Genomic DNA, 13,138 nt, shown 5'->3' with positions numbered 1-13,138 from the left:
GAGATTTTCGACAATCGGTTCTGGTTGAGAAGGTTGGCTCGACTCTGGTGTTTCGACAATGAGTAGATTTTCGACAACCGGTTCTGGTTGAGAAGGCTCGATCGACTCTACGATTTCTGAAACTTCGAGATTTTCGACAATCGGTTCTGGTTGAGAAGGTTGGCTCGACTCTGGTGTTTCGACAATGAGTAGATTTTCGACAATCGGTTCTGGTTGAGAAGGTTGGCTCGACTCTACTGTTTCGACAATGAGTAGATTTTCGACAATCGGTTCGGGTTGAGAAGGTTGGCTCGACTCTGGTGTTTCGACAATGAGTAGATTTTCGACTATCGGTTCTGGTTGAGAATGCTCGATCGATTCTTGTCTTTCTACAGTTTCCAGAAAATCTGCCACTGGTTGCATTCCAGGTTCTAAATCGCTTATTTCCTCTGCTGTTTCTGCAATTGGTTCAGATTCTGGTTGAGAATAGTCGCTCGACTCTACTGTTTCTACAACTTGCAGATTTTGGACAATCGGTTCTGGTTCATAATGCTCGATCGACTCTAATGTTTCTACAACTGGTTCGGATTCTGGTTCATAATGCTCGATCGACTCTACTGTTTCTACAACTTGCAGATTTTCGACAATCGGTTCTGGTTCATAATGCTCGATCGACTCTACTGTTTCTACAACTTGCAGATTTTCGACAATCGGTTCTGGTTGAAGATGCTCGATCGACTCTGCGGTTTCTGAAACAACGGGCTGATTTTCGACAATCGGTTCTGGTTGAGAAGGTTCGATCGGGAGTATCTCACTTTTGTAAAAAATGTTTTTTACAAAAGTGAGCATCCTGCTTGCTTGTTTAGATATCTGTAGCGAGTAAGATGATCTGGTTCCTGTGACACCCAAACTGAGATGCTTCCCTTTTATCGACTCTACTGTTTCGACAACTGGTTCTGATTCTGGTTGATGATGCTCGATCGACTCTACTGTTTCTACAACTTGCAGATTTTCGACTATCGGTTCTGGTTGAGAATGCTCGATCGACTCTACTGTTTCTGAAACTTGCAGATTTTCGACTATCGGTTCTGGTTGAGGATGCTCGATCGACTCTACTGTTTCTGAAACTTGCAGATTTTCGACTATCGGTTCTGGTTGAGAATGCTCGATCAACTCTACTGTTTCGACAACTGGTTCTGATTCTGGTTGAGAATGCTCGATCGACTCTTGCCTATCTGAAACTAGCGAATTTTCGACAATCGGTTGCGATTCGGATTGATGAGAATCGGCGATCGAGTCTTGAATTTCTGCTGATTCTTGGAGATTTCGATCGACCTCTGGTTCGGTGTGAACCAGATTTTCTTCCGGTTTCTTTTCAGCCGCTGTCAGCCTTAAAAACACATCTTCCAGAGTAGCGCGAGAGCGACGCATTTCGCACAGTCCAAATCCAGAGGCGACGATAGCTGTAGCAATTTCTCGTCCGGGTTCTATGTCGGGTTCGCACAATGCCCGCAGGCGGTAGCGACTCACTAAAAATTGATTGCTTGGAATCAATTCGATCGATCGAACTCCCGGCAAATTTTCCAAAGAAGGCAACAGCAGACTGTTTACCAAATCAGCCTCGCCTTCAACTTCGACTTCGTAACCCTCTCCCACCGCCAACTCTCCCATCAAATTTTCGGGAGTACCCGCAGCGACGATTTTACCGCGATTGATGATGGTGACGCGGTTACAAGTCATGCTGACTTCCGGCAGAATGTGCGTGGAAAGGATGATTGTGTGCTGGCCACCCAGACTTTTGATTAAATTGCGGACTTCGATGATTTGTCGGGGGTCGAGGCCGACGGTTGGTTCGTCTAAGATAATCACCGGCGGGTCGTGGACGATCGCCTGGGCGATACCGACGCGCTGCCGAAATCCTTTAGAAAGCTTGCGGATTAAAACTTTGCGTTTATCAACCAGGCCACAGCGTTCGATCGCGGAGGTAACTCGTCGCGCGCGATCGCCCGCAGGTACTTGCTTGATCCGGGCCACAAAAAACAGAAACCCTTCCACAGTCATTTCTGGATACAGTGGCGGGTTTTCCGGCAGATAGCCGATGCGCTGTCTGACGGCCATCGAGTCTTCGTGAACATCCATGCCTGCGATGCGGGCCGTACCACTGGATGCCGGCAAATATCCCGACAAAATCCGCATGGTTGTGGTTTTGCCAGCGCCGTTTGGCCCCAAAAAACCGAGAATTTCTCCTGATTCGACCGAAAAAGACACGTCCGCGATCGCTGCGGTCGAACCGTAAGTTTTGCTTAAGTGTTCTACTTCAATCATTTGCCAGAAGTCACGCGATTTTAGGTTTTAGATTTTAGATTTACTTTGCCAACCACAGGCGGGACGCCTGTTCCACGAAGTGGAGAGTGCCGCCCGATCGGCGGGTCGATCGAATTTATGGCGAAATTTTTAATTTGATTTTGTCTTCCAGTGTAGTCTGGCAATAACCAAATCTATCATAAGTGTCGATCGGACTGTCAACTACCCAGCATCAAGCGGAGTACCGCCGGAGATGTGGGCTTGTATCTGAACTCCACCGCAATTCCGAAAACCTTTGTAGGATTTGGGTTTTGGTTTCACCGCTCGATACATCAGGGGATGCTGACAAGCTCAAGAGTGCTCATCCAGTCTTGCCGGACAAGCAACGCTCTCATTGCAATATTTCGCGCACCAACCAAATCAGCGTGTAACTCATGACTACAACATTCGCATCGAAACAATAGTCCTTTGTTTGGTCTATTAGCATCCGAACTATGTCCACATTTAGGACAACTTTTCGATGTGTCATGAGCCGGAACTTTAGTTGCTAACGAACCATTTAGATTGGCTTTGTAGTCGATATACCCGTGCAATTCGGCATAAGACCATTTAGCTTTATTTCGATTAGCTCTACGTCTCTTTTTGCTTGCCTTCCTGCCCGATTTCCTCCTAGTCCTGTCCCGTATTCCGGTGAGGTTTTCTAGTCCAATTAGGGTGTTAGGTTTGGCAATATCCTTACTGATCAGGTGGTTTACATCAGCGATAAACCGTCTTTCTTTCCCAGACAAAGCGATTAGTCTTCGCTTCGCTGAACGAGTGTCTTTACGCTGAAGAGTCATCCGTGCTTTATGGTAGCGGTTAGCTTTATGTCTAGCATTCTTCCCTGAGTAGAATTTAGCCTTATTTTGCAAGTCTATTTCCACCGCTAAGTAGCGCATACCCACGTCAACACCAGAGACTCTAGTTATTTTCAGTGGGTCAATCTTAGGCGTTTCTATTTCGATACTTACCATCAGATAGTATATCTTGGAGGAACGCTGATAGACAATTTTAGCCGCTCCAATCCTGGCACCATTAGCAATTAAATCTAAATGCTTATTGTAACCATCATACGAGACCACTATTCGACCTTGGAGAGTGATGATACTCACTTGCCTCTCGGCTTTAAAAGAGTAGTCACGTTGATAATTTAGGGTACAAGTTCGAGATATATATTTGGGGGCTTTGTCTAGCCCTTTATACCGTCTCTTCGTGTAGCCTTTAGCAATAGCATCGTTAGATTGTTTTACCTTAGTCCACAGAGTCTTATAGGTTCCAGACACTTGTCTGGGTACATTGCAAGCCATTTGCGCTCCCAGCCCAAATCGAACCCGCAATTCGTTGTAGACCGCTTTCTGTAACTTAGCACCATTGCTGGTTTTGCCTGCATCAAAAGCAACTTGTGAAGTGTAATTCAAGGCATCTCGGTAGGCTAAAGCAGTCTGAGACACCAAAGCTTTTTGCTCGGCAGTCAGTTTTAGTTTTAGCTTGGCGGTGATTACTTGGGACATTATTTTCACGAACTTTGGTATTATTGTATCTCGTGAAGATAGTAAAAACAAGGGGCAGGATCAGGAATCTGTTCGTTCTTCGACCACCCCTTCCCTTCCAACATCTAAAGATTGTCGGTTTTGGTCAGGGGTGGATCTCTTCACTCACGCGCATTCCTTCCGACGCTCACGCCCTGCGGTAGAGCGCGGGACTCCTGCTGTCTAGTTGAAGCAAAATGCTAGGTAGTAGGGTGCGGCGCGCGGAAATGATTAGCCGATGTACATCGAATCGCTACCACCTGACGCACCCTACCAGTAGAGTCCGTGCGTAACCGAACCCTCAACTAGCTGCCTTCGATGTTGTTAGGCGCTGTTTCTAGGTTGATATCGGCATTAAAAACAATCACAAATTGAGCCTTGGGGATTAACTGCCGGACGATCCGCAGATAGCCGTCAGCATCGGAATGCCTGAAAAAGTGGGCCACAGTGATTCGCTGCATATTGGGAAGCAGGCGAACAACCAACCACCTGTTAAGGCGCTGTTTGTAGGGCATAATTAAGTTTGTCTCCATTCAGTGTTGGAGCAAAAGCCAGTTCAATGCTTGTCTAGGGCGCGGACTGGCTTTTGACCTTTGTTAGACTTTGTGTCTATATCTAGGTTATGACACGAACTACATATAGTCAACTGAATAAATAGAATCAACTGAACTAAGTACGGGATAGATAATGACGCTGGGGCAAAAGCTAAGAGAAAGACGTGAAAGTCTAGGTTTGACTCGAATACAAGTGGCAAGAGCGTGTAATGTGGTGGAATCCACAGTCATCAACTGGGAAACCGACAGACACGTCCCCAAGCTATACCCAGCACAGATGAAAGCCCTGTGCGACTTATTGAAATTCTCGATCGAAGATTTAGTAGTGTAGCTTGGGCACTTAAGATCGAGTAGGTTGGACAATCGCGCTTTTTTGCAGAGAGGGCGATCGCTTTCTATTTGGATTACTGCTGAAATTGAGCCAACAACCAAGCCCCTACCTGTGCTTGATTTTCAGTGCGACTCCGCTGCAAAGCCTCTTCCAAGACAGCAATAGTTAATCCCGGCAAAACTTCCGATCGCACAAGCCGCCGACTGCCATTATCAGCAATAATAGCAAAGGCAATAATTTGAGATTTCTGCACGTCTACTACCCAATATTCAGCGACTTTTAACTCTTCGTAAAGCAACCGTTTTTCACCAATATCATCAGCCAAAGTGGAATCAGCAACTTCTATGACCAAATCTGGCGGTGGGGTAACGTCAAGACTTGCGATCGAACTTCCCCTCGGTGCTAATTGCGCTCTTTCTCCAATGTAGTAAGATAGGTCTGGCTGACACTCTCGGACTTCTGTTTTCCGGTAGCTACATTTATTTAATCCGTTAACAGAAATACCTTTGATAGTACAAAATAGATTAATTGCCAAGAGTGCGATCGCATTATCTCGTGAATGATCAGGCCCTACAGACATAGTTTCAATCCTCATTTGTCCGTTGCGGTAATAGCATTTGGCTTTACTGTAAGCTGGGTCATCTGCCATCGCGATGAATTCTTCCCAGGTTGCTGCTACCCAGATATCAGTGGGCAATTTAGTCTTTAGTCCACTCATTTTTTTATCCCAAATATCTCGATCGTATAACACCACTCAATCAAATGCAAACCCTGTTCTCTCTACTCTTCCTCTGCGCCCTCTGCGCCCTCTGCGGTTAAATAAAAAAAATCTTAACTCCGTTTCCAAATCTTAATTTCCCCCAACCAACCAGCACTAACAATAGTCTTGCCATCTGCACTAATAGCCACAGCGCTAACATAGCCAGCATGACCACTCAAAGTACCTCTCAAATCCCCCGATCGCACATCCCAAAGTCTCACACTCTTATCCCAACTCCCAGTAACCAGAGTAGTGCCATCCCGACTGAATGCCACCGACCAAACGCCGTCAGTATGCCCGCTCAAACGCCGAATTAACAGCCCGTTTCCGGCATTCCACAAACCGATTGTACCATTGCTATTTCCCGCAGCTAAACTCTTGCCGTCTGGAGTAAAAGCTAGCGACAAAACAGCCAAGTTTTTGCCGCTAATCGTGCGAATTGCTTGACCGCTAGCTAAATTCCACAACCTAATTGAACCGTCTTTGCTGCCACTAGCTAAAATTTTGTTGTCAGGACTGATAACAACAGCATTCACCAACCCAGAATGCCCGGTCAAAGTCCGCAGCAATTCCCCCGTTTTCCCATTCCAAATCTTAATCGTTTTGTCCCAACTGCCACTGGCTACAAATTGACCATCAGGACTAACGGCAACGCTCGAAACAGCATTGGAATGCCCGCTCAAAGTGCGTACAACCGCGCCAGTTTCTAAATTCCAAATTTTCACAGTTTTGTCGTCGCTGCCGCTAGCTAACACCTTGCCATCCGCACTCGCGGCCAGTGCGTTTACGGCTTCCGTGTGACCTTGCAGGGTAGTTTTTAATTGCCCGCTGGGAAAATTCCAAACTGAGATAGTGCCGTTGCTATTTCCTGTGGTAAAATAAGCTGAAGCAAGGGCAAGGGAACTGACAACTTCGGAAGGCCCTTTGAGGGTATTTGTAGCGGCAAAGGCGATCGCACTTGCGGGCGTGCGGGGCGCATTATTCGCCGGAGTTTTTGGGTTTCCGGCAGTAGGAGATTGGGGAACTACTGGCAGCGAAATAGTCGATCGCCATTTCATGAAAGTATTAATTTCTATTCCCGCCGCCACAATTTTATCGGAATTTTCTTCTAACCTGACAATGCCGTTAATTGCGACAACTCGGCCTGCATCATCGAGCACCGGCCCGCCACTCATTCCCGCTCTCACTAAGTTGTTGTATACCAAAGTATAGCCGTTCCAGGGAGTTTGGCGGCCGGTAAGCTGACCTTCCGTGGCGAGGAAAATCGGCTGTCTCAAAGAACCGCCGGATATCGGCCAGCCAGCCACATAAGCCTTGTTTCCCTTAGTTGCTGCGGAATTGGCTAATTGAGCCAGAGGGTAGCTTTGAGTGCTGCTGAAAGGTACGATCGCCAAATCCGCACCGGGCATTCGCCGCACGAGGCTATAGTATACAGAGTGAGCTTTGCCGTCGGGAGTTACTACCTCGTAATCGCCGGCTTTATCGACAACGTGCCAGTTTGTGAGAATATAGTATGTGCTGCCTTGCTTCTCTAAAATTACTCCTGAACCGCCTTTTGGCCCCTGGATGCGAACAGTAATTTGTTGGGCAACGGTTTTAACTTTGTCGGCGGTTAATGCGAGGGCAATTTGAGGTGATGTCAGTGGAATGAGGGCGATCGAACTCAGGGCGATCGTAGCACTCAAAATAGCCGGAATTGTTCTGCTGTAATTCATTATTGTGTCAATTTAACATACCCACATATCAACAGACGGAAAAGTTATCCGGTTTGTGGCATATTTACGGTTGACAACGCCAAAACGCCTGCGCGACGATATCGAACTTTCGACATTCGCACAAGCCTCACAATATTTGACACCGCCCTCTGGCTAGCAGAAAAATTTAGAATCGGGAACCGCACCTAGCCTCAACAATAGCCACTGGCTGATCTCTATTCTTTTCTCGGCAAAGGATACTTTGAGCCGAACGCTGGTCGGAAAAAGACCCATTAGCCATCCAGCCGAGGGGTGCGCCCGCGATCGCGCCGACTGCAAAACCAGTGATGAGGCTCCAAACAAGATGCTTTCTGGCGATCGGCTGTTGTTCCATAAAAATTTATCCTAAACATTTACCCTTACCAGAAATACCACAAATAAAAGTTAGTTTCTTCCTCCTATTTACTTATTTCCTAAGTAGTAACCCAGGATTAAGTATAATTTTCTTCACAGTCCGCTTAACACAATCCCATGCAGCAATAATCAAGTATCCAAACTTAACAAAACCGATGGCAAGAAATACATGGTATTTAGAAACTGGGACAAAGAGTTAACAGAGGAAAATCTCCGAGAGCAAATAGCCCAAGCCAAGCAAGCATGGAAAACCGCTGAGGCTACTGAACCGCGTGCCGAATCCGTGCAGTATAACCAGTCGGAAGATTTAATAGTTATCAAACTGAAAAACGGCGCTATTTTTTCTTTTCCTCCAAAGCTGGCACAAGGCTTAGAAGGTGCTTCACCAGAACAGCTTGCTGATGTTTGGCTACCTCCTTCCGGTAGCAGCGTGCACTGGGAAAGCTTAGATGTTGATTTTGGTATTCCCGAACTTTTAGCAGGTATTTTTGGAACAAAATCTTGGATGGCTGATTAATTTTTTAGTCTCGCGTTGCGCGGACTTTGTTTGTGTAGTAGCGGTTTCAACTGAGATGTTGCACCATTCTCAATAAGCTTTTTATGAACAGGCTTTCCGGCCTGTTCCACAAGAAAATTCACTCTTTGTGGAACAGGCCGGACAGCCTGTTCTTGAGAATGGTGCAAGATGTGAGTTTCAACCGCCGAGTAATTTCAAATCCCCGACTTTTCCAACAAATCGGGGATTTCGCATTCAATTCTATGCCAAATCAAACAGCAAAAATTCCGCATCTTCCGCCGCTTCAATCACTACCTCAGTCTCCCCGCTAACCGCCGCAGCGTCGCCATTTTTCAAATTCAAACCGTTCAGCAAAACCGAGCCGCGAGCCACTTGCACCCAAGCATGGCGATTCGGCTGCAAAGCATGAGAAACCCGCGAGTCTTTATCCAAAACAGCCGCATACAAATCCACATCTTGATGCACTTTCACCGCACCATCTCTCGCATCTCGTGCCGCCACTAAGCGCAGTTTTCCGTGCCTTTCTGCTAGGGGAAACTCCCGCTGTTCGTAACTCGGCTGCAAGCCTTTTGTATCGGGTAACAGCCAGATTTGCAGCAAATGAACCGGGTCTGTTTGCGAGTTATTGAACTCGCTGTGCTGGATACCCGTACCTGCACTCATCCGCTGTACTTCACCCGGTTTAATCACTGCACCAGTACCCAAACTGTCCTTGTGTTCTAATGCTCCTTCTAATACATAAGTAATGATTTCCATGTCGCTGTGTCCGTGAGTGCCGAAACCTCTGCCGGGACTAACGAAATCCTCATTAATTACCCGTAAAGAGCGAAAATTCATATAATTTGGATCGTAATAGCCAGCAAAAGAAAATGTGTGGTAACTGTCCAGCCAACCGTGATTAGCGTGTCCTCTTGCTTCACTTTTTCTGACGGTAATCATTTTCTGAATCCTCAGTGAAATTTATCTGGTATTTCTTTGATGTTTTTATTTTAAACCTAGTCAAGCTATTATGGATAGTACGCACTTAAAAGTGCGGTACTTACCAAAAAGATACTATGCAAGTCCAAGAAGTAAAGGTCGATCGAGCAAATTGCCCTGTAGAACGCACTCTAGAGGTGATAGGCGGGCGCTGGAAAGTCTTGATTCTGCGGGAGTTGTTTCCAGGAGTGAAGCGTTTTAACGAGCTGCAACGAGCTGTAAACGGCATTACTCAGAAGATGCTGACGCAGCAACTGCGCGAAATGGAGTCAGACGCGATCGTGCACCGGGAAATTTACCTGCAAGTGCCGCCAAAAGTTGAATATTCGCTAACGCCTTTGGGCGAAAGTCTCAAACCGATTATTAATGCCATGCACGAATGGGGAATTCAGCATATTAGCGAAGATGGAAAATGAGCGGTTTCTAGATGGTTTTTTCCGTCTTCCGACAGATTTCAAATTTTCAACCTAGTTCAAGAATAATAATATGAACAACATAGAGCGTCTCGCCACCCTCAACCGCATCCGCAAACTCAGCCGCCTGATGGATACCGCCATTGGCATCCCCGGCACCAAATTTCGCATTGGTTTAGACCCGATTATTGGTTTAGTTCCGGGTGCTGGGGATATCGTAGATACCGCGTTTTCTGCTTACCTAATTTATTTGGCAACTCGATTCAACATTCCCCAAAAAACTCTAGGGAAAATGATTTACAATATCGGTCTAGAAGCCGTTGTTGGTTCAGTACCTTTAGTCGGAGATATCTTCGATGCTTTTTATAAATCAAACATGAGAAATCTGGCGCTTTTAGAAGCACACCTCGAAGAAGCTGAACCAGAACTAGCCGCAGTTGCAGAACCTATTCCTGAACCTATTAAAATGTAGGGGCTGGTTTCACAAACAATAATTGTAAATAACACACATCTTGCACCATTCTCAAGAACAGGCAAGATGCCTGTTCCACAAAGAGTGAATTTTCTTGTGGAACAGGCATCTTGCCTGTTCCTAAACAAATAATTGAGAATGGTGCAACATCTCATAAATAACCAACAATCTCTCAAACCCGCCCCCACCCAACGAGAAATGCCCGCGCCTATTTTTGCGTTTAATATAAATCAAGGTTGATGTGGATTATTGGTTAGGTGGGGGCGGGTTTCTTAGATGGTTCATAGCTGGCCGGTATTATTTGTAAAACCCGCCCCTACATTTTAATCATTGATGTCGTTTAACCGCTTCCACCAAAGCAATAACATCCGCTTCCAAAGTATTAAAAGCCGTTACCAGTCTAACAGTACATTCATCCCACCGATAAAACAGAAAACCCTCAGCTAAAACCGATGTAATTACAGATTCTGGAAGTTGAATAAAAATCTCGTTGGCTTCAACCCGATGGCAAAACTTTGCTCCCTCAACTCCCGCCAAACCTTGGGCTAATTTGGCTGCCATATTATTTGCATGAGCCGCATTCTTCAGCCACAAATCATCCGTTATATACGCTTCCAACTGCGCCGACAAAAACCGCATTTTCGAGAATAGATGCCCGCTGCGCTTGCGGTAAAAAGGGAAAGTCTTTGCTAATTCTTGATGAAAAAAAACCACAGCTTCTGCACCCATCGCGCCGTTTTTTGTCGCTCCAAACGAGAGAATATCCACACCAGCCCGCCAAGTGACATCCGCCGGAGAACAGCCCAAACTGACAACAGCATTGGCAAAGCGAGCTCCATCCATGTGCAGGTGCAAATTGTGGCTGCGAACCACTTCGGAAATGTGGGAAATTTCCGCTGGATTGTAGACTGTGCCGGCTTCCGTTGCTTGAGTGACGCTGACGGCTGCGGGCTGTACGTGATGGACGACACCTGCACCAGCGCGATCGAGTATTTTTCCTAAAGTCTCTGCCTCTATTTTACCATGATTTCCTGTTAGTGTCACTAACTTTGCACCGCCTGTAAAAAACTCCGGCGCGCCGCATTCATCTAGATTAATATGAGATTCCGCGTGACAGTAAACCGCCCCGTAAGGAGGAGTCATAACCGCAAGGGCCAGAGAATTAGCAGCAGAACCAGTTGCTACAGGAAAAACAGTTACCGATGTCTCGAACAAATCCGAAAATTTAACTTGCAAACGCTGTGTATATTCATCATCTCCGTAAGACATCACAGCACCGCAATTAGCCGCTGCAATCGCCGCCATAATCTCCGGCGAAACCCCGGTTGCATTGTCGCTACAAAAATTCATTAGAATAATTGGTAAATAGAATCTATAATATAACTCAACCATCAACAGTCAACACTCAATCATTAAACCAAGAGGAAGAATTATGGCAGAATACCGCCAAATTGAATACCGCATCGGCAAAGACGGCAAAATTACCGAAACCGTCCTCAACGCCACCGGTTCGAGTTGCACCGAAACCACCGCCGGAATTGAAAAAGCCCTCGGAAAAGTAGAATCTCAAGACTTGCTGCCAGAATACTACCAAGGCGAAGAAAATTTGATCGTTGAACAAACGCAGACTTTAAAACAAGTTTAGAAGAGTTAAAGATGTTTGATATCCTCGGTGCAACAGTTGATGTAACAACAGTGCCTGCCTTCAGCTTCGCGCTGGCTGTCGGGGGCATTTTTCTAATTGTAGTCTACCTTTATGCTGCATCTGAGGCGGGAGATGCGATCGAGTTTAAGTACGATACAATTCTGCGGGAACGCATGAATCAGCTAGACATTCTCGATTGGCAAGATTTAGGCGAAAAAGCAGGCTTAAGTCGCTTTGGGGTGCGCTTAGTCCGGCAGGGAGACGTGGGAAAACTCACGCTAGACCAACTGAGGCGGCTGGCAACAGTGCTGAATTTGAATTTTCAAGAGTTCGATCGTACTTTGCTCGCGCTGCCCATATCGGCTACAATCACAACTGATCCCAGCGAAATAGAAGAATTGAGGCAGCAGTGTTTCCGGCTGCGATCAGAATTGCAGCAGCAAAAAGCTCAACTAACTGCCGATTTTCGCCGTGCTACCTTTGAACAGTTGCAAACTTTGTTAACCAACTATCCCGCCGCCCGCAAAATGGCTGAAGCCAAGCCGGATATGCCCGCCAAAAATCTCTCAGCTTTGTTTACTCCCTTAGAAAACCTGTTATCAAGCTGGGATTTTCAAACAATCGGTTCTGCGTGGGAACAAACTCCTTACAATCCGCAGTTGCACCAGCCGGATGTTGAGGACATAACCGAAGGAGAATTAGTTTATGTTCGGTTTGTCGGCTATCGAGAGGGAGAGCGAATTCTTACTCCTGCTAAAGTTAGTCGCACCCTTCCAGCGGGAATGAAAAATTAAATTTTAAATTTTAAATCAACATGACTACAGTTGCCATTGACTTCGGTACCAGCAACACGGTTGTCTGCATTCTTAACCCGGATACGCAAACACCAGAAACTTTGAGATTGGGCGAGATATCCCGGATTTTTAAAACGAATAATTCGGGCGGAGAGGTGCGAGAAATCTCTGTAGTGCCGACTTTAGTATTTGTGAAGAATGCCGGAGAGTTGGTGTTGGGAGAAAAAGTGCGATCGCAGCGCTTGGGACAATCCCAGCCAGACCGTTTTTTCAAAGCTTTTAAACGCAATTTAGCTGCCGACTTTCAACCGCCGCCCCGCAATATCGACAGCGAAACCTACACACCAGAATCAGTAGCAGAACAGTTTATCACAAGTATTTGGAAACAATTATATTTACAAAATATACAGCCCGACAAAGTAATTTTTACAGTCCCAGTTGGAGCATTTGAGCGATATCTAGATTGGTTTCGCGACTTAGGAGAAAGTTTGGGAGTTGCGGAAGTTCAGGTAATAGATGAATCCACAGCCGCCGCCCTGGGATATGCAGTACAACGCCCCGGCTCTCTAGTTTTAGTAGTTGATTTTGGCGGCGGAACTTTAGATTTAAGTTTAGTTCGCACTGCTCTAACCCCCCCCTTACCCCCCCTTACCAAGGGGGGGAGAAATCTCGCTTCCCCCCTTAGCCAGGGGGAGAAAAATCTCGCTTCCCCCCT

General features: G+C 46.3%; 15 protein-coding genes. 7 read left to right on the top strand and 8 right to left on the bottom strand.

Annotation, left to right across the window (positions count from 1 at the left end):
* The 3 genes from QUB11_RS31290 to QUB11_RS15515 all read right to left on the bottom strand — a co-directional run.
* Positions 1-2,304 (bottom strand): ATP-binding cassette domain-containing protein (locus QUB11_RS31290; protein ID WP_445300851.1); only part of this gene is annotated, 2,304 nt, incomplete at its 3' end.
* Between the two features lie 311 nt (positions 2,305-2,615).
* Positions 2,616-3,833 carry a transposase gene (locus QUB11_RS15520; RefSeq protein WP_333204439.1) on the bottom strand — a complete coding sequence of 406 codons (1,218 nt, stop codon included), beginning with the start codon at positions 3,831-3,833 and terminating at the stop codon, positions 2,616-2,618.
* A gap of 323 nt (positions 3,834-4,156) precedes the next feature.
* Complete coding sequence (locus QUB11_RS15515; RefSeq protein ID WP_332999805.1) at positions 4,157-4,366, bottom strand: hypothetical protein; 210 nt, start codon at positions 4,364-4,366, stop codon at positions 4,157-4,159.
* A 172-nt stretch (positions 4,367-4,538) separates the two neighbouring features.
* Between QUB11_RS15515 and QUB11_RS15510 the strand changes: the two genes are divergently transcribed.
* Complete coding sequence (locus QUB11_RS15510) at positions 4,539-4,736, top strand: helix-turn-helix transcriptional regulator (RefSeq protein WP_332970604.1); 198 nt, start codon at positions 4,539-4,541, stop codon at positions 4,734-4,736.
* Positions 4,737-4,809: 73 nt separating this feature from the next.
* Here QUB11_RS15510 and QUB11_RS15505 read toward each other — a convergent pair whose 3' ends face one another.
* The 3 genes from QUB11_RS15505 to QUB11_RS15495 all read right to left on the bottom strand — a co-directional run bounded on the left by QUB11_RS15505 (position 4,810) and on the right by QUB11_RS15495 (position 7,584).
* Positions 4,810-5,454, bottom strand: coding sequence for a Uma2 family endonuclease (locus QUB11_RS15505; protein ID WP_333204437.1), 645 nt, complete (start codon positions 5,452-5,454; stop codon positions 4,810-4,812).
* Between the two features lie 113 nt (positions 5,455-5,567).
* Positions 5,568-7,211, bottom strand: a complete 1,644-nt coding sequence (locus QUB11_RS15500) for a trypsin-like peptidase domain-containing protein (protein WP_333391108.1) — start codon at positions 7,209-7,211, stop codon at positions 5,568-5,570.
* A 166-nt stretch (positions 7,212-7,377) separates the two neighbouring features.
* Positions 7,378-7,584, bottom strand: a complete 207-nt coding sequence (locus QUB11_RS15495) for a hypothetical protein (protein ID WP_333151507.1) — start codon at positions 7,582-7,584, stop codon at positions 7,378-7,380.
* 189 nt (positions 7,585-7,773) lie between these two features.
* Between QUB11_RS15495 and QUB11_RS15490 the strand changes: the two genes are divergently transcribed.
* On the top strand, positions 7,774-8,121 hold the full coding sequence (locus tag QUB11_RS15490) for a DUF2442 domain-containing protein (RefSeq protein WP_333391105.1): 348 nt from the start codon (positions 7,774-7,776) through the stop codon (positions 8,119-8,121).
* 240 nt (positions 8,122-8,361) lie between these two features.
* Here QUB11_RS15490 and QUB11_RS15485 read toward each other — a convergent pair whose 3' ends face one another.
* The gene (locus QUB11_RS15485; protein WP_333391102.1) at positions 8,362-9,060 is read right to left on the bottom strand and encodes a pirin family protein; all 699 of its coding nucleotides are present in this window, start codon (positions 9,058-9,060) and stop codon (positions 8,362-8,364) included.
* Between the two features lie 116 nt (positions 9,061-9,176).
* Here QUB11_RS15485 and QUB11_RS15480 point away from each other — a divergent pair, with 116 nt between their 5' ends.
* Both QUB11_RS15480 and QUB11_RS15475 read left to right on the top strand, forming a co-directional pair.
* Positions 9,177-9,515, top strand: a complete 339-nt coding sequence (locus tag QUB11_RS15480) for a helix-turn-helix domain-containing protein (protein WP_333129966.1) — start codon at positions 9,177-9,179, stop codon at positions 9,513-9,515.
* Positions 9,516-9,585: 70 nt separating this feature from the next.
* The gene (locus tag QUB11_RS15475; protein ID WP_333391099.1) at positions 9,586-9,984 is read left to right on the top strand and encodes a DUF4112 domain-containing protein; all 399 of its coding nucleotides are present in this window, start codon (positions 9,586-9,588) and stop codon (positions 9,982-9,984) included.
* Between the two features lie 327 nt (positions 9,985-10,311).
* Here the strand turns inward: QUB11_RS15475 and QUB11_RS15470 are convergent, their stop codons facing one another.
* Positions 10,312-11,334, bottom strand: coding sequence for a low specificity L-threonine aldolase (locus QUB11_RS15470; protein ID WP_333391096.1), 1,023 nt, complete (start codon positions 11,332-11,334; stop codon positions 10,312-10,314).
* Positions 11,335-11,416: 82 nt separating this feature from the next.
* Between QUB11_RS15470 and QUB11_RS15465 the strand changes: the two genes are divergently transcribed.
* From QUB11_RS15465 to QUB11_RS15455, 3 genes are all read left to right on the top strand, one after another.
* On the top strand, positions 11,417-11,629 hold the full coding sequence (locus QUB11_RS15465) for a DUF2997 domain-containing protein (protein WP_333216593.1): 213 nt from the start codon (positions 11,417-11,419) through the stop codon (positions 11,627-11,629).
* Positions 11,630-11,640: 11 nt separating this feature from the next.
* Positions 11,641-12,423 carry an XRE family transcriptional regulator gene (locus QUB11_RS15460; RefSeq protein WP_333391093.1) on the top strand — a complete coding sequence of 261 codons (783 nt, stop codon included), beginning with the start codon at positions 11,641-11,643 and terminating at the stop codon, positions 12,421-12,423.
* A 20-nt stretch (positions 12,424-12,443) separates the two neighbouring features.
* Positions 12,444-13,138: Hsp70 family protein (locus QUB11_RS15455; protein ID WP_333391091.1), on the top strand; the 695-nt coding region annotated here is incomplete at its 3' end.

Source organism: Microcoleus sp. B6-A1, assembly GCF_036705085.1.
Taxonomy (GTDB): domain Bacteria; phylum Cyanobacteriota; class Cyanobacteriia; order Cyanobacteriales; family Microcoleaceae; genus Microcoleus.
The sequence above is the reverse complement of the archived record's forward strand: the minus strand, read 5'-3'. Positions and strand labels throughout refer to the sequence as shown.